At 38.2% G+C, this 20,901-nt stretch carries 16 protein-coding genes; 9 read left to right on the top strand and 7 right to left on the bottom strand.

What is annotated here, in order from left to right:
* Positions 1–114: 114 nt before the first annotated feature.
* From HC728_RS11230 to HC728_RS11220, 3 genes are read left to right on the top strand one after another with little or no spacing between them, the layout of a single operon-like run.
* The gene (locus tag HC728_RS11230; RefSeq protein ID WP_012534896.1) at positions 115–1,188 is read left to right on the top strand and encodes an efflux RND transporter periplasmic adaptor subunit; all 1,074 of its coding nucleotides are present in this window, start codon (positions 115–117) and stop codon (positions 1,186–1,188) included.
* The gene (locus HC728_RS11225; protein ID WP_017019929.1) at positions 1,188–2,249 is read left to right on the top strand and encodes an efflux RND transporter periplasmic adaptor subunit; all 1,062 of its coding nucleotides are present in this window, start codon (positions 1,188–1,190) and stop codon (positions 2,247–2,249) included. The genes HC728_RS11230 and HC728_RS11225 overlap by 1 nt, the downstream gene beginning before the upstream one ends.
* On the top strand, positions 2,249–5,308 hold the full coding sequence (locus HC728_RS11220; protein WP_017019928.1) for an efflux RND transporter permease subunit: 3,060 nt from the start codon (positions 2,249–2,251) through the stop codon (positions 5,306–5,308). The genes HC728_RS11225 and HC728_RS11220 overlap by 1 nt, the downstream gene beginning before the upstream one ends.
* A gap of 91 nt (positions 5,309–5,399) precedes the next feature.
* Here the strand turns inward: HC728_RS11220 and HC728_RS11215 are convergent, their stop codons facing one another.
* The gene (locus tag HC728_RS11215) at positions 5,400–6,113 is read right to left on the bottom strand and encodes a GntR family transcriptional regulator (protein WP_026029388.1); all 714 of its coding nucleotides are present in this window, start codon (positions 6,111–6,113) and stop codon (positions 5,400–5,402) included.
* Positions 6,114–6,360: 247 nt separating this feature from the next.
* Between HC728_RS11215 and mngA the strand changes: the two genes are divergently transcribed.
* The 3 genes from mngA to HC728_RS11200 all read left to right on the top strand — a co-directional run bounded on the left by mngA (position 6,361) and on the right by HC728_RS11200 (position 11,765).
* Entirely contained in the window at positions 6,361–8,307 is a 1,947-nt protein-coding gene (gene mngA, locus HC728_RS11210) for a PTS 2-O-a-mannosyl-D-glycerate transporter subunit IIABC (RefSeq protein WP_017019926.1), read from the top strand.
* 196 nt (positions 8,308–8,503) lie between these two features.
* Positions 8,504–11,140, top strand: coding sequence for a mannosylglycerate hydrolase (gene mngB, locus HC728_RS11205; protein WP_190395500.1), 2,637 nt, complete (start codon positions 8,504–8,506; stop codon positions 11,138–11,140).
* Positions 11,141–11,348: 208 nt separating this feature from the next.
* Positions 11,349–11,765, top strand: coding sequence for a VF530 family DNA-binding protein (locus HC728_RS11200; protein ID WP_005421808.1), 417 nt, complete (start codon positions 11,349–11,351; stop codon positions 11,763–11,765).
* Positions 11,766–11,906: 141 nt separating this feature from the next.
* Here the strand turns inward: HC728_RS11200 and HC728_RS11195 are convergent, their stop codons facing one another.
* Together HC728_RS11195 and HC728_RS11190 are read right to left on the bottom strand one after the other, a co-directional pair.
* On the bottom strand, positions 11,907–12,626 hold the full coding sequence (locus HC728_RS11195; protein ID WP_011262955.1) for an SDR family oxidoreductase: 720 nt from the start codon (positions 12,624–12,626) through the stop codon (positions 11,907–11,909).
* Between the two features lie 176 nt (positions 12,627–12,802).
* A complete protein-coding gene (locus HC728_RS11190; protein ID WP_017019924.1) occupies positions 12,803–14,005 on the bottom strand; it encodes an MFS transporter in 1,203 nt (400 codons plus the stop codon).
* Positions 14,006–14,180: 175 nt separating this feature from the next.
* Here HC728_RS11190 and HC728_RS11185 point away from each other — a divergent pair, with 175 nt between their 5' ends.
* Positions 14,181–15,062 (top strand): LysR family transcriptional regulator, encoded by an 882-nt coding sequence (locus HC728_RS11185; protein ID WP_017019923.1) that lies wholly within the window; start codon positions 14,181–14,183, stop codon positions 15,060–15,062.
* Positions 15,063–15,089: 27 nt separating this feature from the next.
* On the top strand, positions 15,090–15,989 hold the full coding sequence (locus HC728_RS11180) for a LysR family transcriptional regulator (RefSeq protein WP_038155721.1): 900 nt from the start codon (positions 15,090–15,092) through the stop codon (positions 15,987–15,989).
* A 63-nt stretch (positions 15,990–16,052) separates the two neighbouring features.
* Here the strand turns inward: HC728_RS11180 and HC728_RS11175 are convergent, their stop codons facing one another.
* Complete coding sequence (locus tag HC728_RS11175) at positions 16,053–16,265, bottom strand: helix-turn-helix transcriptional regulator (protein ID WP_005421814.1); 213 nt, start codon at positions 16,263–16,265, stop codon at positions 16,053–16,055.
* A gap of 11 nt (positions 16,266–16,276) precedes the next feature.
* Positions 16,277–16,807 (bottom strand): DUF2975 domain-containing protein, encoded by a 531-nt coding sequence (locus HC728_RS11170; RefSeq protein WP_005421815.1) that lies wholly within the window; start codon positions 16,805–16,807, stop codon positions 16,277–16,279.
* 240 nt (positions 16,808–17,047) lie between these two features.
* Between HC728_RS11170 and HC728_RS11165 the strand changes: the two genes are divergently transcribed.
* Positions 17,048–18,349, top strand: coding sequence for a diguanylate cyclase domain-containing protein (locus HC728_RS11165; RefSeq protein WP_190395499.1), 1,302 nt, complete (start codon positions 17,048–17,050; stop codon positions 18,347–18,349).
* Here the strand turns inward: HC728_RS11165 and HC728_RS11160 are convergent.
* On the bottom strand, positions 18,330–20,321 hold the full coding sequence (locus HC728_RS11160; protein ID WP_005421817.1) for a diguanylate cyclase domain-containing protein: 1,992 nt from the start codon (positions 20,319–20,321) through the stop codon (positions 18,330–18,332). The two genes, HC728_RS11165 and HC728_RS11160, sit on opposite strands and share 20 nt — an antisense overlap.
* Positions 20,318–20,899, bottom strand: coding sequence for a YfiR family protein (locus tag HC728_RS11155; RefSeq protein ID WP_065598171.1), 582 nt, complete (start codon positions 20,897–20,899; stop codon positions 20,318–20,320). Before HC728_RS11155 ends, HC728_RS11160 begins: the two co-directional genes overlap by 4 nt.
* Between the last annotated feature and the right edge of the window lie 2 nt (positions 20,900–20,901).

The raw sequence follows: 20,901 nt of genomic DNA, 5'->3' as shown, positions 1-20,901 counted from the left end.
CTTAAAAATGTACTTTTAAACTATTTTACTGCACAAGTGTAAAATATATTGATCTACTTCAAATAAAAACTATACTGCACAGGTGTGTAGTAAATAATATGAGTGGAGAATATTGTGCGAAAACAAAATATAAAACGCACATTCCTAGGTGCTGTAATAGCATTGAGTTTGTCAGGAATGCTTACTGGTTGTGAAAAAGCAGTATCAGAAACAACGGATCAAACGATTAAACCAGTAAAATTGTTATCAGTTAAAGATCTTGCTATGGCAGATTCTGATGCTTTTCTGGCACGCATTGATGCGACGTATCGAGCGCAGTTGTCATTTCAAGTGGGCGGTGAAGTTTCTGATCTCAAAGTAAAAATGGGACAGGCAGTAAAGAAAGGTGAGTTATTAGCATCGTTAGATCCAAACGATTTACAGTTGGCGTTAGATGCCGCTAATGCTCAGTTTTCATTAGCAAAAACACAATGGACTCGCGCTAAGAGTTTGTATAGTAAGAAATTGATAAGTACTAATGATTACGATCAACGTGAAACGCAATATCAAGCAGCATTAGCTAATTACGAGCAAGCGAAAACAGATCTAAGTTATACCGAAATTCATGCGCCGTTTTCAGGCATTATTTCTTACACCTATGTAAAACCACATCAGATCGTAGGTGAAAAACAAGAGATCTTAAATCTTATTGATAATTCAACACTGGATGTATCAGTAACATTACCAATCAGTTATGTGGACTCTATTTCTATTCCAGCACTCATTAGCAGTGATATGTGGGTCACCATGGATAATGAACCTAATAATGAGATAAAAGGTAGATTTAAAGAGATTTCCACTCAGCCTAATTTAGATACGAACAGCTACGAAGCCATTGTCACTATGATGCTACCAGAAGGCCGTAATTTACTTACAGGTATGACAGGTCAAGTTCATATTCCAAAACAAAAAAGTTCTGACTATTTACAATTACCACAGAGTGCATGGGTTAATAAGAGTCTTAATCAAGGACAAGTGTGGTTAATGAACCAAGAGACGAAAACAGTAACGAAAACAACGTTGCCATTAAATGAGCAAGGATTAGTTATTTCTGGTTTACATGCAAATGATTATATCGTTATTGCGGGTGTTGATAGCCTTGTTGAAGGTCAAACTGTAAAAGCATGGCAGCGTGAGGAAGGTATTTAATGAATCGTTCATTATATTCATTACTTGTATTAACTCTGTTTATATTAACTGGTTGCCAAGAAGAAAATACAACCGAACAAAGTAAACCACTTTATATTTCAGGTTTTACTGTAAATGCACCTGTGACTCAACAATTTCGTTCTTTCAAAGGACAAGTTGTGCCTGCTGAGCAAACACCGATAGCGTTTCGAGTAACGGGTGAAATCGAAGAAGTGTTGGTTAAAGCCGGAGATGTGGTTAAACAAGGGCAACTGGTTGCAAAGCTAGAAGACAGTAAGGTAAAGCAAGCAGTTAATGATGCTAAGGCACAGTATTCGTTAGCATCAAAACAGTACCTTCGTGGTAAAGAATTGAACCGTCGAGCTATGATTTCAAAAGCTGAACTTGATGAGTTATTTGCGAATAGAGAGCTGGCTCAAGCGACGTATCGTGCGGCAAAAAATCAATTAGCTTATACCCATCTTGTTGCACCGTTTAACGGTAAAGTGCTTGATGTTTATAAAGAGCAGTTTGAACGAGCTGCAGCAGGTGAGCCGATTATGAATGTGTATCAAAACGATAAAGTGTACATGCGTATTGATCTTTCAGATAACGTGTTAGCCATGATAAATCCTGAAACAAATCGAGATTCTTACCATCCGATGACAACGTTTGTTGGTTTATCAGAATCTTACTCTATGGAGTATTTGGAACATACAAGCGAGCCAAACGCTCAAACTCAGACGTATGAAATGTATCTATCTATGCCGCAACCTAATGTTGAGATCTTACCGGGAACCAGTGCAACAGTGAATGTTGATATGGTTGAAGCAGGGATCACTTCAATTGATGGTTATCAAGTGCCTGTGACGGCATTACAAGCAGGTCAAAAATCAGGTCTGTTCTATGTTTGGATCATACGTGATGGGCAAGCAACTAAAGTGCCTGTAACTATCCGAAAAATCAGTGGCGAAGGCGCGATTGTTTCTTCTGGTATCAAACAAGGTGATGTCTTAGCTAATTCAAATTTACGAAAGCTACGTGATGGTAAAAAAGTAATGCTAATGGAGAGTCAACACTAATGAACATTGCTGAATATTCAATTAAAAATAAAGTCATTAGCTGGTTATTTATTACCATTTTAACGATTGGCGGTATTACCTCATTTCTTGATTTAGGACGCTTGGAGGACCCTGCATTTACGATTAAAGATGCAATGGTTGTTGCTACCTATCCAGGAGCAACGTCAAAAGAAGTGGAAGAAGAATTAACCTACCCGTTAGAAAAAGCGATCCGTAAATTACCTTATATTGATAAAATTACGTCGACCTCATCCAATGGCATGTCACAGATTATGGTGAGCATGAAAATGGACTATGGCCCAGATGAACTACCTCAAATCTGGGATGAAATGCGTAGAAAAATTAATGATTTAAAACCAACTCTGCCTCAAGGTATTCAATCTTTACAAATCATTGATGATTTTGGTGACGTGTTTGGTGTGATGATGATGCTTACTGGAGACGATTATAATTACGTTGAACTTAAGCGTTATGCTGACACATTAACTCGTGAATTAGAGCTTATTGATGGTGTTGGTAAGATCTCGATTGCGGGTGATCAACAAGAAATGCTGTTTGTAGAGATTTCGTTGGATCGCCTAGCTGCCCTTAATCTAGATATGAACACGGTTGCAGGCTTATTGAATCAACAAAACAATGTGGTTCAAGCGGGTGAAGTATTAGTGAATGGAGAAAGCTTAACGATTCGACCAAGTGGAACATTAACTACCGTTGAATCGTTGGGGGACTTGATCATTCATGGTCGTGATACTGGTAATCTTATCCGTCTAAAGGATGTTGCAACGATCACTCGTGGTTTACAAGAAAAGCCGGGCAACATTATTCGATTTAATGGTAAAAATGCCTTAAATATCGGACTATCGTTTGCATCAGGTGTGAACGTGGTTGAAGTTGGTCAACGTGTCCAAGAAGAGCTAACGTATTTAGAGTCGATCAAACCTGCGGGGCTTGAGTTAAGTTATTTCTATAACCAAGCGCAAGAAGTAGATACGTCAGTTCGTGATTTTATTATTAGTTTGGCGGAAGCAGTAGCTATCGTTATTGTTGTTTTATTGTTTGCGATGGGGATGCGAAGCGGACTAATTATTGGTGTGGTGTTACTACTGACCGTGTTTGGTACGTTTATCTTAATGAGTTACAACAACATTGATCTTCACCGCATCTCATTAGGTGCGCTGATCATTGCGCTAGGGATGCTGGTTGATAATGCCATTGTAGTGGTTGAGGGGATTTTAGTTGGTCTCAAAAAAGGACGCACCAAAGTTCAAGCAGCTGCGGATATTGTAAAACAAACGCAATGGCCTTTATTGGGCGCAACAGTCATCGCGATTGCTGCGTTTGCTCCGATTGGTTTATCAGAAGATGCCACTGGTGAGTTCATGGGGGACTTGTATTGGGTGTTGTGTTATTCACTGTTTTTAAGTTGGGTAACGGCCATTACGATCACGCCATTCTTAGCTGACTTGTTATTAAAAGAAGAAGATAAAAACACAGGTGAAGAAGACGCTTATAAAGGGTTCTTATTTACTGCATTTGCCTCATCGCTTAAGTTGGCGTTACGTTTCCGTTGGTTAACAGTGGCATCGCTAGTGGGTCTACTTGTTGTCGCAGTAATGGCGTTCGGTAATGTGAAGCAGCAATTCTTCCCAGCATCTAATACGCCAATGTTCTACGTGGATATGTGGATGCCAGAAGGTACAGATATTCGTGAAACTATCAAACAATCAGAAGCAGTAGAAAGTTACATAAGTAAGCAAGACGATATTGAGTTTGTATCCGCATCGATTGGCCAAGGTATGCAGCGTTTTGCGCTAACTTATCAACCAGAAAAAAGCTATGAAGCGTATACACAATTTCAGATCCGAACTACAGATCGTGAATCGATGTTTGGTTTATTAGAGAACTTAACCAATTCATTAGATAAGACGTTTGATAAACCGACATTTCAATTCAAAATGATGGAATTTGGCCCGTCTCCAGCATCAAAAATTGAAGTTCGAATTTCTGGGCCAGATCCCCAAATCTTACGTAATTTAGCTACAGATGTTGAAGATATTATATTAACGGATCCTGGTTCGAGAAATATTCGACATGATTGGCGTGAACGAACAAAAGAACTTACGCCGATATTTAATGAATCAAAAGCGCGTCGTTTAGGTATTTCAAAAGAAGACTTATCGAACACATTACAAATGGCGTTTGGTGGTTCTACGTTAGGTATGTTGCGTGATGGTACTCATACATTGCCGATCGTGACACGTTTACCAGAATCAGAACGTGTGGATTTTGAATCTTTACAAAACGTAAAAATCTGGAGTCCATCGCTTCAAACTTATATTCCAGTAGATCAAATCATTGATGGAGTAAATTTAGATTGGAGTGAACCGCTGATTCAGCGTCGTGATAGAAAACGTACGATTACAGTAATGGCAGATCATGATTTATTAAGTGATGATACTCCAGCAAGCCTGCTAGCGCGTATTCAACCAAAAGTGATGGAATTACCATTGCCTGAAGGGTATGAGATTACGTGGGGTGGTGAATATGAATCGTCTAAAGATGCACAAGAGTCTTTATTCGGTTCATTACCAATGGGCTACCTATTTATGTTTATTATCACCATGTTGCTATTTAACTCGGTTAAAAAACCATTAGTGATTTGGTTTACGGTTCCACTGTCTATTATTGGTGTGGCCTTTGGTTTACTTGGTACAAATATGCCATTCAGCTTTACGGCATTTTTGGGACTATTGAGCTTAAGTGGAATGATTTTGAAAAATGGTATTGTCTTGCTTGATCAAATCAACCTTGAATTGGCGTCAGGTAAAGATCCATATCTTGCTATCGTAGACAGTGCTATTAGTCGTGTTCGTCCCGTAAGTATGGCGGCATTGACGACAATTTTGGGGCTTATCCCATTATTGTTTGATGCGTTCTTTAGCTCAATGGCGATAACCATCATGGCTGGTTTGGGTTTTGCTACCGTATTAACCTTAATTGTGGTGCCTGTCATGTTCGCTATTTTATTTAAGATCAAACCGACACAACAATACGCATAAATTAACACTGCCTTAGAGTGATTTTTATCTCACCAACCACAATAGCTAACGCGTTTATTGTGGTTGGTTTTTTATTTTTATTGATGAGGTATCAGCGACGTTTTGCGATAAGAGTAAATTTATAGTCGGTTGAGGTAAAATAATTCCGGCTGTATTCAAATACAACGTCTCCTTGTAAATAACCACGATTGCGTTTTTCAATAATGGGTTGTGTAGGGTCAATATGTAATAAATCAGCAATATCTTGTGGCGGTAAAATCGGTACAAGTTCTTGCTCACTCCTATCAATCACCATTTTTTTCTGATTCTCAATAAAGTCATATTTTGATTGTTGCATTACTTGATAAGACAAATCAGGGAAGAGTTCAACAGGCATCCACGTTTCTTCTACCGTAATTGGACTATCATCCATAAAACGAACACGTTTGACGTAAAAAACCTTATCGTTCTCGGAAATATCTAAATGTTCAGCCATCGCGATAGAGGCTTTTGTAATTTCAAAAGCAATAACATCACTATGAGTTACAACATCTAAATGCGCCCACTTCTCTTGGAAGCTAGATTGTTGATAAATATCGTAATTGATTTTATTTTCTTTCACATAAGTGCCACTACCTTGCACGCTTTCTAATTCATCATTTTCAATTAGTAGTTTCAAGGATTGACGAATAGTGACTCGGCTTACTGAAAAAAGCTCACGCAGTTGTGCTTCACTTGGCAGAGCTTCACCTACTTTGTATTCACCTTGACTAATTTTTTCTCGAATCGCATCGGCGATCTGACGATACATAGGTAATCTTGTCATGGTTGGTCTCTCGTTATAAGAACGTAGTCGTCTATAGTTATATTAAACAATTAAAATTTTATTATTTGTATGATACGAATCTTATCGATTAAGACAAGCAACAAGCGCAGATATTACATAAATTAATTAATACCATTTAAATACAAGTTGTGTCGTGTGTGATATTAATCACGGATTATATGTATTAAATAGGTATTATTATTCCCGTTACCAAATACACACACATTCGTGACATGGGACGAAGGTTATGAAACTGACTACTCTTACAAATGAATCGCTTATTAATCTGCAAACAACATTTAATAGCAGAGAAGACGCGATTTATGCACTTGCAGATCAATTAGAACAACAAGGCAAGTTACATAATAAAACGGAATATTTAGACGCTGTATTTGCTCGTGAAGCTGAGGGGCCAACGGCTCTTGGTGAAGGCTTAGCAGTACCTCACGGTAAAACAGACGCAGTAAAAGAAGCCAGCTTTGCTGTGGCGACATTAACAAAAGATATCAAATGGAAAGGTATTGATGATGAAGACGAAGATGTAAACCTTATCTTCCTAATTGCGATTCCAAATGCAGAAGCCGGCTCAACTCATATGCATTTACTAACGGCGTTAACGACGGCTTTGGTTGATGATGATGTGCGTGAAGCCGTTTTAAATGCTACAACTCCAGATCAAATATTTGCGTTGTTAGATGGCCACCAAGATAAAGAAATTGAACCAGACAACTTAGATACAAATGTACCAACAATTGTTTGTGTTACGGCTTGCCCTGCTGGTATTGCACATACATATATGGCTGCTGAGTATCTTGAAAAAGCAGGTAAAAAGTTAGGTTATCGTGTTTATGTTGAGAAACAAGGCGCAAATGGGATTGAAGATAGGATCACTGCAGAGCAATTAAACGGTGCGGTTGCGTGTGTTTTTGCTGCGGAAGTGGCTATAAAAGATGTGGAACGTTTTAACGGGCTTCCTAAAGTAGAAACGCCAGTTGCTGAACCAATTCGTCATGCTGAACGCATTTTAAATGAAGCAATTGAAGAGGGTAAAAAAGGGCGTTCATCTGATTTTATTACAGCAACAGATGAAACTCCGAAAAAAATACCAATGAAAACAGAATTAAAACAAGCATTGTTATCGGGTATTTCTTTTGCTGTTCCCTTAATCATTGCTGGTGGTACCGTTTTGGCTGTAGCGGTACTTATTGCTCAAATTTTTGATTTACAAGAACTATACGCAACTGATGGTTCATGGTTGTGGATGTACCGAAAACTGGGTGGTGGTTTACTTGGTACGTTAATGGTTCCTGTGCTTGCTGCGTATACGGCGTATTCCTTAGCGGATAAACCAGCGTTAGGTCCTGGTTTTGCGGCAGGCTTAGCGGCAAACTTAATTGGGGCTGGTTTTTTAGGTGGTGTTGTCGGTGGTTTACTTGCCGGTTATGTCATGCGTTGGGTAAAAGAGAATATTCGTTTAGCCCCAGCCTTTAATGGTTTTCTTACGTTTTATCTTTATCCTGTGATCGGTACTTTGGTCGTTGGTAGTTTAATGTTATTCGTTATTGGTAAGCCTGTAGCCTTCTTAAACCAAGGTTTAACGGATTGGCTTAACGGGTTATCAGGAACCAATGCCATTTTACTTGGAGCAATTTTAGGATGTTTTGTTTCATTTGATTTAGGTGGCCCAGTTAACAAAGCCGCGTATGCTTTTTGTTTAGGCGCAATGGCCAACGGGGTTTATGGTCCTTACGCTATCTTTGGTTCAGTGAAAATGGTATCGGCCTTTACGGTGACGGCATCTACTATGATTGCCCCTCGTTTATTCAAAGATTTTGAGATTGAAACGGGTAAATCAACATGGTTATTAGGTCTTGCAGGTATTACCGAAGGAGCTATTCCAATGGCGATTGAAGATCCTATTCGAGTGATTGGATCATTCTTGGCGGGTTCAATCGTAACTGGAGCGATTGTCGGTGCTGCAGGCGTTGGTCTTTCTACTCCGGGCGCAGGTATCTTCTCACTCTTCTTATTGCACGATGGCGGTATGGGTTCATTTATGGCAGCTACGGCTTGGTTTGGAGCTGCGCTTATCGGTACCGTTATTTCAACCATTATCTTAATTGGTTGGAGAGGGCATGCAGTAAAGAAGGGAAAAATCGAAATTCAAAAGGTTGAGGTATCAACTCAACATTAATGGTTCGTTTCTTTTTATATAAATAAGCAGAGTGCTGGGGTTTCCTAAAGGCTCGGGCACTCTTCTCATCTAAATGTCTGAATGAAATAGCATAGAGCTAATAAAACGGGGATTTAAATGAGAGCTTTCACTTACTCACTTTATTTTAATATTCACTATCGTGGCACTGACTGCGGCGAGAAAATAGGTAAAAATTATGACAACATCACGCGTTCATATTACTCCACACATGCATTGGGATCGTGAATGGTATTTCACAACAGAAGAGTCTCGTATTCTTCTTATTAATAACATGGAAGAAATTATGACACGTCTGGAAAGCGATCCAGAATATAAATACTACGTGTTAGATGGTCAAACTGCAGTGTTAGAAGATTACTTTGCGATTAAACCAGAAAATAAAGAACGCGTAAGAGCATTAGTTCAAGCGAATAAGTTGATTGTTGGACCTTGGTATTCACAAACCGACACAATGCAAGTCTCTGGTGAATCGATTGTTCGTAATATGATGTATGGTCTGCGTGATTGTTTAGAGTTAGGTAATCCAATGAAAATTGGTTACTTGCCTGATTCCTTCTCAATGAGTTCTCAATTACCGATGATTTATAATGCATTTGGTATTGATAGAACCATGTTCTGGCGTGGATGTTCTGAGCGTCACGGTACCAACAAAACAGAATTTCTATGGCAATCTAACGATGGCAGCGAAGTAACGGCACAAGTTTTACCGTTGGGTTATGCGATTGGTAAGTACTTACCAGAAGACGAAGCGTCATTGCGTAAGCGCTTGGATACTTATTTCCAAGTTCTAGAAAAGGCATCTATAACTAAAGACATTTTGTTGCCAAATGGTCACGACCAAATGCCGATTCAAAATAATATTTTTGAGGTGATGGATACGTTGCGTCAGGCCTATCCTGATCGTGAATTTATCATGAGCCGTTATGAAGATGTATTTGAAAAAATCGAAGCCATGCGCGACCAATTAGATACGATTAAAGGCGAATTTAACGATGGTAAATACATGCGTGTGCACCGCAGTATTTCATCGACACGTATGGACATTAAACTGATCCACGCAGAAGTTGAAAATAAAATCGTTAATATTCTTGAGCCATTAGCCTCTATTGCATGGACATTAGGGTTTGAATATCACCATGGCTTGATTGAGAAAATGTGGAAGGAGAGCATGAAAAACCATGCGCATGACTCGATTGGTTGTTGCTGTTCAGACAAGGTACATGCTGAGATTTTAAATCGCTATATTCTTGCGGATGACATGGCAACGAACCTCATCAATTTCTATAAGCGTAAAATTGTAGATCATATGCCTGCGCGTGAAGGGTGCGATAAATTGGCGTTCTTCAACTTATCACCATATGTTCGTGAAGAAGTGATTAATACCACTATTACGATCCGTGCAAGAGCATTCTCATTGTTTGATGATGAAGGCAACCAAGTTGAATATTTTATTCAAGATCAGCGTGAAATTGATCCAGGTAAAATTGACCGCCAGATTGTTCATTACGGTAACTATGATCCGTTTGTTGAATATGATATTCAAATTAACCAACAAGTCCCTGCGATGGGCTTTACAACCTTGCATATCCAAGCCAATGAAGCAGGCCGCCTAAAAGTTGCAGAGCAAAAAGACTATTTGATGGAGAATGAGTTCTATCAAATCGAGGTCAATAAAAATGGTACGTTGAGCATTTTTGATAAAGAAACCAAAGAAACATTTGACCAAGTGCTTCGTTTAGAAGACGGTTCAGATGATGGTGATGAATACGATTATTCTCCATCTCGTGAAGAGTGGTTGATTTATTCTGATGAATTTGATGCAAAAACAAATATCAAACATGAAGGTTATCAATCAGTTGCTTCGATTAAACTACGTATGCAAGTGCCCACTAACTTAGAGGCGCGTGAATCGCGTTCAAACCAAGAGGCCTTCGTAGATATGGACTGCCAAGTGGTTTTAAAACAAGGCTCTCGTCGTATTGAAGTGCGCATGGAGTTAAATAACCAAGCTGATGATCATCGTGTTCGAGTATTAATTCCGACCAAATTTGTAACAGATACAGTAGTGGCTGATAATCAATTTGGTGTCATTACTCGCCCAACAAGTGATCCTGCAATGGAGGTTTGGGAAGCGGAACAGTGGAAAGAAGCCCCTGTTCCTATTTATCAATTAATGAACTTTGCCGCGCTTGAGAATGGCTCTGCAGGTATGGCTATTATGACTAATGGCTTACGTGAGTTTGAAGTCATTACTTCTGATAGTGAGCACCGCGATACATTAGCCTTAACATTATTTCGTGGTATTGGTGTGTTAGGTAAAGAAAATCTACTATTGCGTCCGGGTCGACCATCAGGAATTAAGATCCCAACTCCGGATTCTCAAACGCGTGGAAAAATAGTATGTGAATTTGCGCTGTTTGGTTTTGCTGGCAATCACATTGATGCGAACGTGATGGCAGAAGCGCGCGATAACGTGACGCCAATCCAATGCTATAACAAGATCCCATACAATGCGATGAAGCTGAATGTGGGTGAGCAAAAGCTGCCATTAACCTTTAGTTTGCTAGAGAAAGAGAAGAAAGGGGCAGTATTAAGTGTGCTGAAAAAAGCAGAGGATTCAGATGCTTTGATCTTACGAGTATATAATCCATCAGAAATGGAAAAGTTAGAAGATGGTATTAAGTTCACTCAAGAGGTGAGTGCTTGGAATGAAGTGCAAATGGATGAAAAAGTGTTAGAAACAGAAACGCAAATAGAGCATTTTGGTGTGGTATTCCCTTGCCAAGCGAAATCATTCAAGGTGTCGTTTTAGTTCTTAGCGTAAATATACGTATTTTGTTCATGTTTAAATATTGAGAAGCCTCCTTAGTGTGGCTTCTTTTATATTCAATTGAGGATCGTACCATCTCTTTTTTAAACGGCTGGTTTTATTGTGTTTAAGCACTATATTTTGAGTGATAACTCTGTATAATTCGCCGCCTATTCACCCTGTTTGAACAACCGATACTTAGGAACTCGTTATGATGACTGATGAAGAAAGAATTGAACTGCAACAAAACAACCCATTACACGGTCTTAAGTTAGAAACCTTGCTACAAGAGTTGGTTGATTTTTACGGTTGGGAAATTCTAGATACCGCAATGCGTTTAAACTGTTTTAATACGAACCCATCAATTGCAAGTAGTGTTAAATACCTAAAGAAAACAGAATGGGCGAGAGAGAAGCTAGAAAACTTTTACCTATACCGTTTTAAACGTATGCCACGCGCATCAAACCTAGAGTTTGATAAGCCGCCACGTTCACGCACATTTCCACATGGTCTTGAACCAAAAGAGCCAATGGAATTGACGGTTGATTCGATTTTGAAATCACAAGCAAAAGCGGCATCAGCGCATAAAGCTCGTACTTCTAATCGTGGTGGTAACTATCGCCGATAAGAGATACGTCATTAATTGATGTGACTCTTTAGTTTGAACAAAATAAAAAAGCCAAGCAAATATCTCAACTATTAGAGAATTCAAGCTTGGCTTTTTTGTGTTTATTATTTAACGATGCGTTGATTAGTATGTTAGTACTTACTATGGTTGCTGTTTAGTTGGTGCTAGCGCAATTTCACGAATACATACGTTTTGAGGTTGTTGGTAAGCAAAAGATACTGCACGAGCAATGTCGTCAGCAGCTAGTACGCCACCCATGCTTTCTTTCCACTCACCGTAACCGTCTTTAATTTCTTGAGAAGACGTATGAGATAGAAGCTCAGTCTCAACCGCACCTGGTGCAATTGTTGTTACACGAACGTTTGATAAAGCCACTTCTTCACGCACGTTTTCAGAGATAGCATGAACCGCAAACTTAGTACCACAGTAAGCAGCATGGTTAGGGAACGTTTTCTTACCAGCAATAGAGCTGATGTTAATGATAGTACCGCTGTTACGCTCCATCATAGGCGCAAGAACTGCTTGCATACCATTTAGAAGACCAAGAACGTTTACATCAAACATGGTTTTCCACTCTTGTGCATCTTGAGTGTCAATTTGACCAAGAAGCATTGCACCAGCGTTATTTACGATTGCATCTACAGGACCAAACTTTGCTTCACCTTGAGCAATAGCCGCTTCAAAAGAGGCTTTGTCTGTTACGTCTACTTTTACTGATAAAGAGTTTGGTAGGTTAAGTGCTTCAAGACGGTCAATACGACGAGCAAGAAGAAGTAGAGGATGGCCTTCATCGCTTAAACGACGAGCGATTGCTTCACCAATACCAGAACTTGCACCTGTAATAACAACTAATTTTTTCATCTTCTATTTCCTCAATAAATTCAATAAGCAACGGGATTTAAAACCCTGTTTCGTTGCGATGGATGTATATTACTGCGACTCTTATTGTTGATATATAGTCATTTACTTGAAACTCTGTTGCTATACTGCAATAATAGTGGCGCTTCACCTGCGTATCGGGTTATCGCTGTTAGATGTTACTCAGTCATATTTATTATTGAAGTCGCTTCATTATGTGTGTTTGTTTTTTTGTCTAGCTTACCGCTGAACTGAGTTAAGGCTAAAGCGACTAAAACAATAATAGCACCAACCCAAGGAGTGTGAATTAATCCTGCTTTTGTGACGATAAGTCCACCTCCCCAAGAACCAAGTGCGATACCTACGTTAAATGCCGCAATATTTAATCCAGAAGCAACATCAACAGCGTTAGGTGTGTGTTTTTCTGCTAATTTCACGACATAAACTTGTAAGCCCGGCACATTACCAAAAGCGAAGGCACCCCAAATTAGAATGGTGATCACCGCGGTGATCGGGTTGATAACCGCAACATTGAATATGAGTAATATTGACGCTAAACCAGAAAAAATAATGGTTAGCGCTTTGATTGGTCCCATTTTATCTGCCATTTTCCCACCCCAAATGTTGCCAATGGCAACGGATACGCCATATACCAACATGATTAAGCTAATGGCATTTGAGTTGAAGCCTGATATCTCTTCTAATAAAGGGGCTAAGAAGGTAAAAGCGGTAAATGTTCCGCCGTAACCTAATGCAGTAATGGCATAAACCAGAAGTAAACGAGGTTGAGTTAATACACGAAGCTGTGCCGATAATTTGGTTTCAGGTGGCTGCGTTAAATTGTTAGGGACTAACAGTGCGCTACCAATAAGAGCGATTAACCCAAGAATGGCCACAATTAAAAAGGTTGCTTGCCAACCAAAAGTTTGGCCAATGTAAGTTCCTAGCGGTACACCAGTAACCAAAGCAACCGTTAAGCCTGTAAACATGATAGCAATGGCGCTTGCTGATTTCTCTTTAGCTACCAACCCCGTCGCAATGGTTGAGCCAATAGAGAAAAAGACCCCGTGAGCTAAGCCAGTAAGAATACGAGCAATAACAAGGGTTTCATAGCTTGGTGCTTTCCAAGCTAATAGATTACCAGCAACAAATAATGTCATAACAGAGAGTAAGGTACTTTTACGGTTCCACTTTCCTGTTAATGCTGTTAAAACAGGAGCGCCGATGGCAACGCCAAGAGCATAAAGGCTGACAAGTAGCCCAGCAGAGGGTAAAGATACGTTAAGATCTGTCGCCATGGTTGGGATAAGGCCAACAATGACAAATTCGGTTGTTCCAATCGCAAAGGCGCTGAGCGTCAATGCAAGTAATGCTAATGGCATAATATATCTCACTTTTTTATTTGTCTGTATAAATAGAACGTGAAGCGTTAAATAGGCTTTGTTCAATGAGAGCATTATGAAAGAGATCTTGATTGTGAAAAATAGTGCTTATGGCAAATGATTTTTGTTAAAAGTGATATAATAAGTAAGCCATGGTTTAAGTAAGAGAATAGGTATGTTGACGCGTTCTGATGATTTAGAAATATTACTAGCAGTTGTTGATAGTGGAGGCTTTTCTGCAGCCGCTGAGGCATTGGATATTCAAGTTGCTCGAGTATCAAGAGCGGTCAGTAAAATAGAGAAGCAATTGAAGGTTTCCATATTGAATCGAACTACGCGACGTGTAGAGTTAACCGATGAAGGCCGTCAGTTTATAGAAGCGATCAGAGTGGGTTTACAACATATTCAGCAAGCTGAAGATGATATTATTACACGAGGGGAATTGCCTAAGGGACGACTACGAGTTGATGCTGCCAGCCCTTTTGTATTTCATCAATTAGTACCTTTAATCCAAGAGTTTAATCAGGTCTATCCTGATATTCAGTTAGAATTAACTTCCAATGAAGGGTTTGTTGACCTTTTAGAGAAAAGAACCGATCTTGCTATTCGTATTGGTAAACTAGTCGATTCAACTTTAAGAGCAAGGCCTTTAGGAAGGAGTTTACTGTATATTGTGGCTTCTCCTGATTATCTTTCCCGTAGGGGAACGCCTAAGCAAGTAAGTGACATACATCGTCATTCAACCATTGGTTTTTCTAGCCCTAAAGTGCTTAATTTATGGCCGTTAAAAGGGTTTACTCAATTTACTCCGACGATTACATCAACGAATGGAGAAACCATTAGGCAGCTTGCCTTATCCGGTAATGGTATCGCTTGTTTATCTGGATTTATGGTAAAAAAAGATCTTGAAGAAGGGCGGCTAGTGTCATTATTAGAGTTTGAAAAAATAAGTAATCTTGATAGAGAGCAAGTGAATGCTGTGTTTTATCATTCTTCATCGGTCGCTAAACGAATCTCTGCGTTTATTGATTTTATTCAACCAAAGCTAGTGCTTTAATGCTTAATAAAAGATGGTACTGATTTTATGATTAATCGCATTAACCTTACCGATATCCGTTCGTTTGTCCTTATTGCTCGCTTGGGAAATTTTACTAAGGCGGCGGAAACACTCGACGTATCTCGTTCTCATGTGTCACGCCAAATAAGTAGCCTAGAGAAACAAATGGGCGTGACGTTATTAATTCGTACAACTCGAACTCTACGTTTAACGGAAGCGGGTAAGCATTTTTATCATCAATGTGAACAAGCTCTTCATACTATAGATCAAGCTCTGCTTTCTGCTGTGGATGATGTTGAAAAGGTGCAAGGGGAGATAAAAATAAACTGTGTGGGTGGTTATTTAGGTGAGGTATTTTTAGCTGATATCGTTAATGCCTTTATGCAACAGTATCCAGATGTATCTATCAGTTTAGATTTTAGTAGTAATCGAGTGGATTTAATTGAAGAAGAGTTTGATATTGCTTTTCGTATGGGCAGTCTTGAAGATTCTGGTTTTGTTGCGAAGAAATTACTTGATATTGAGATGGGAACATTAGCCAGTCCAAAGTATTTACAACAATATGGTCGTCCTTCACATCCTAAAGAATTGCAGCAACACCATTGTTTAACAGGCTCTGTTCGTAAGTGGCATTTCCAATCTTTAGTTAATAAAGAACATTATGATGTTTCGATTAAAGGAAATTTACAGTGTAAAAATGGACGAGTATTGGTTGCTGGTGCCATCGCAGGAAATGGAATTATTCGAGTTCCACTGATTTATTGTCAGCAAGAATTAGATGATAAAAAACTTGTGCAAGTATTTGAAGAGTGGGGAATTCCAACCGTTGATTTTTCTGCGATTTATCATCGAGATCGTTATCAGCCTAAGAGAATAAGAACATTTATTGATTTTGTGAAACAATATTCAGACTCTTTATTTACTTAAACATAATTACAATCGCCATGAAGCACACTTGAGTGAATCATGGCGTTTTATTGCTGGATAGTCTTATTCTTCCTCTGCTTGATATTCTAAAATATCCGCAGGTTGGCACTCTAAATGTTTGCAAATGGCTTCTAAGGTTGAAAATTTTATTGCCTTTGCTCTGCTATTTTTTAGTACAGATAAATTCTGTTCCGTGATACCAATTAATTGAGCCAACTGATTTGAGCGCATTTTTCGCTTGGCTAACATGATATCGAGATTTACAACGATAGGCATATATATTGTCTCTAGATTGTGAGTTCTTGTTCTTCGCGGATAAGGCTTGCCTCTTCCATTACTTTTGCGATAACTCGTACGATTAAACCAATAACAAAGACACTGATTTCGCTGTCTGAAATATTAAAGCTGCCTTCCACATTATCTTCAGTATAAGAAAGTGCGATACTAAGAAGTATATCGGATAACACTTGAACAAATGGCATCATAATTAAGATGTTAGCGATTTTACGATACCTGATAGTGTTTTCAAGGGTAAAAACTTGTCCTTTCTTATATAAACGAAATAAAAGGATTAATTGCCATAAAATTGCACAGGTTAGTAACGTAGGAAGCATACTTGGTAGATAACCTAGCATGGAACGTGAGAAAGAGAGTGGAAGAGTGACTTCAATAGGGAAGGTACTCTGAAATGATTGCGAATTAAAAAGTGTCGCAGCGAACCAAAGAGCAGTGTCCATTAATGGTAAAGCAAACAAAGCAAACCCAAAAACAATAAGCAGTTTTGAACTAAAAGATTGGATGTTATTTAAATTATTCATGGTGTTTCCCATTCAGTGTGTGTGATGAGAATATATGCCTATTTAAAATAAATAACAATAATTATTTATCGTTTTACGATAAGTTTTTATCGCTATTTGCTTTATAAACGTTAACGCTTTAATTTTCCTGCTCTTAATTTCTTGATTGAATCACTTATTTTTTAAGTATTTATTAGTAATTTTATCAATAATTGTTAGTATACAACACAAAGGATTGTTAATTATATGTTTCGGTGTTGTATGAGTGTTCGATTAAAACTGATTTTATTTTTGTTGGTGTTGTTTTCTGTGGCTATTGCGAGTTCTGCTTTGACATTTAAGCTTGAATCTTATGGAGAAGAGAAGCTTGCATGGGTCATTCATACTCATAATGTGATTACAAAGTCTGAAAGATTATTGAGCAGTATGAAAGACGCAGAAACGGGTCAAAGAGGGTTTTTATTGACCCAAGAGATTCACTATTTGCAACCATATTACACAGGGATTGCGGAATCCAAGCAGCTACTTTCTGCTCTACAAAAGTTGACAAAAGACAATCAAAAGCAGCAACAAGCGCTTAAACATATTGAAAAATCAATGGCTCTTAAATTTGAAGAACTAGCTGCTACCATTGATTTTGTTCAACAAGATCAATTGCCTAAAGCATTATCTCTTGTCAAAGAAGATAAAGGTAAAGCTTATATGGACGATTTAAGAGAAGATTTGAATCAATTTACTAATATTGAGTTGTTGCTACTAGAGCAAAGAAAAGGCGACTTTAAAGAGAATCGCAGTCAACTTGTTACCTTCATTAAAATGCAAATTGCTTTTTTAATCTTTTTGGCAATAGGTTCTTTTTTCTTTATGAAGCGTAATGTATTTGATCCATTAAAATTATTGCTATTTAGTACGAAGAAAATGCAAAAAGGCCATAAACTTGATATTTCGGATATCGTCGAGAAAAATGAAATGGGTAAGTTATTATCAGCTTTCTACCAAATGAATGAAGTTGTTCATGAAAAAACAGAAGCGCTAACTTACAAAGCGCATCATGATGAACTTACTGGGCTTAAAAACCGTAGTATGGTTAATACTGAATTACAAGCTGCACTTCATCAAGCTGCAAAGACTAATACGAAAGTTGCTGTCTATTTTCTTGATTTAAATAAGTTTAAAGAGATTAATGACACATTAGGCCATGATATAGGTGACGAGGTTTTAAAGAAAACAGCTCAACTGTTAACTGAGACGGTGAGAAGTCGTGATAATGTATTCCGTCTAGGAGGGGATGAGTTTTTAGTTATTGGTCAAGGTATCGCTCAATGCTCTGGAGTGAAAAAGTTAACCTCGAAACTATTAGAGCAGTTTAAGTTTCCCGTAAATATCGGCAGTGAACCTCTATCTATTTCTCCTAGTGTCGGTGTTGCTATTTATCCAGATGACAGCATTGATGGCGAAGAGCTAATAAAGTTTGCTGACATCGCCATGTATGAGGCTAAAAAAGATAAAGGCAACTCATATAAAGAGTTTGCCCCTATGATGCTTAAACGAGAAACGGATTGATTTCTTTTGCTATATGGTAACGATTTTTTCCTGAAAGTTTAGCTTGGTACATGGCCTTATCGGCTTTTTCTAGAGCCTCTTCTAATGGAGTCTGATCGTTACCAGACCAGTAGTACGCTCCAATACTTGCTGATACATAAGGAGTGGCTCCATTAATATTAATAGGGTAGCTAATTGCATTTAAGATACGCTGCAAAATAGCATTAATTTCTTGAGTTGCTACCCTCGGATTTGTTAAGTACAAACCAAGTAAAAATTCATCACCAGATAGACGAGCGACAAGATCGTTTTCAAAAACATTATTAGTCAAACGTTGTGAAATGATTTTCAATAAATCGTCACCACATTGATGCCCATAAGTATCATTTACCGCCTTAAAACCATCTAAATCAAGGAAGATTAGATAAACGGATTTCTGTTTTTTATGTGCATTAAGTAGTTGTTTATAAGCATTTTGACGGTTAGCTAATTGTGTTAACCCATCATGGTTGGCTTCAAAGTTAAGGCGTTGAAGCTCTTTTACTTGAGTTTGGTCATTAAGTGATATTACAAATGACTCTACTTTATTATCGCCATTTTTGATTAATTTAATAGTTAGTAAACAAGGCAACCAATGTGATTTGTGACCGTGTTTTCTTGAAAAAAACTGACTTGTAACGTCTGTTTGAAGTTTAAAATAACCTACTTTTAGTACCTGTTTTAATACTGATGTATTGAGCTCGATAGGTTGACGTAAATGCAGTTGATTTAAATTGGTGATGTTTCCAAATGTTTGAATAAAGGCATTATTTTTAGTTTCTATCGCCATTTTTCTTGTTACAACAATCACTGAACTTGGATTTTGGTCAAAAATCATTTCAGCCATTCGCTGACGCTGTTCAATGAGATAGCGTTGGCTAATATCTTCTATGTGTACTAATGAGTTATTTTCACCCGCAATCGGGTAAGTCGATATTTGATATTGTTGCCCTGTACCTTGATGGCGAAGGGTTGTCGGTTCTAATCGTTGATGTGTTTCGATGCATTCACGAAGTAGAGTTAATCGGTTTATTGGTTCAAAATCAGACAATAAATTTTCAATATGTTGCTGATTAAGGGATGTCATTTCATCATTATTGAGCTGAATTTGGGGCAGCAATAAACGAGCTGCTGGATTATGATAAATTACTTTCTTATTAGGGGAGACAACTAACAGCCCTTGATCAAGTGAATCTAATACTTGATTAATATAATGGGTTTTATCTTCAAGCCTTTGAAATGCAAGTGTTAATTGAGAGTCACGTTGACTTAAGTTATCAAGCATTTCATTAAAGCAATGAGTGAGTTTTCCAATTTCGTCAGGGTGAACAATATGCAACCTTTGTTCGGTTACCCCTTTTTTGATAACCGTTTGCATTGAATTAAATATGGACAATAAAGGCGTGGCAATTAATCGGTGTACTCTGTGTGCAAAGAATAACGCTAAAAGCGAGAAGATAACCGTAGTAATTAAGAAAATGGTTAAAATCTGATTGCGTTGTTCAAACATGCTGTCTTTTGAGGCCCATACTGTCAGATTACCAAGGTGTTCATTGTCTAATGTTATTGGGTGTGTAATTGCAAAAAAGACTGAGTGTGAGCATTGGATATCTCGTTCGTGCCATGAACAGTTTTCAGGTAAGTTATCTAATTTGGCGAAAGGTTCGTTATTAATATGCTCAACTCGAGCAGCGATCACTTCAGGATCAAAGGAAAGTGCATTCATTTGATCTAAACCTGTTTGTTGGTCATTAAAGATCAACGCACCAGATAGATTACTAGCAATACCCTGAGCGAGAATAGACGTACGAGTGTATAAATTAGCACTATGAGTTACTCCCATAAAATGAGCAACACTTGCCCCTAGGATCATTGTACTAAGGGTCAGTAATGTCCAAATAGGGTAGATGACTTTTTTACGTAACGGCAAAGCGCTGAACCATTGAAGTATCATAATGACCCCTCATTGGTTGCTATTTCAGATACAGATAATAATTGTGAACGAAGAGAAAGCTCTGTTGGCTTAATATTATGTAAACTGATCAAAGGTTTAATTCTATTATTTACTTTAATGAAGGCAATCATTCCACCTGCTGTAATAAACGGCTGGCCATCACCGATTAACAGTGCATGTGGTTGCGAGATTTTAAATGTATTGATAATGCTAGGATCTTGAGTCGAGAGATAAATGACATGGCATGTTTCTCGTTCGAGATCTTTTACGGATGAATAGGGAATATAGTTAGCTTGTGTTGGTTTTTTGGTTATCAATGCTTGTAATGTATTACTAATATCTAGATCTAATTCACTGCAGAAATTAAATTGTTTATTGTTTGGGGCGAACTCACCCCAGGAGGTTAAAAAAGCAAAACGAAATAAATAAACCGCTTTCAAATTATGGTCTTGAATGTTGTTATCGTTAGCTTTGAGATTAAAACTTATAAGTAAAAGCAGCAGGCAGCCTATTACTTTAGAGCGAAGCCCATAAAATAACGGTGTGGATGAATTTGCCTGTGCTTTTGTTTTGAACATGG

The sequence above is a fragment of the Aliivibrio sp. S10_S31 genome, assembly GCF_014694495.1.
Lineage (GTDB): Bacteria > Pseudomonadota > Gammaproteobacteria > Enterobacterales > Vibrionaceae > Aliivibrio > Aliivibrio fischeri.
The sequence above is the reverse complement of the archived record's forward strand: the minus strand, read 5'-3'. Positions and strand labels throughout refer to the sequence as shown.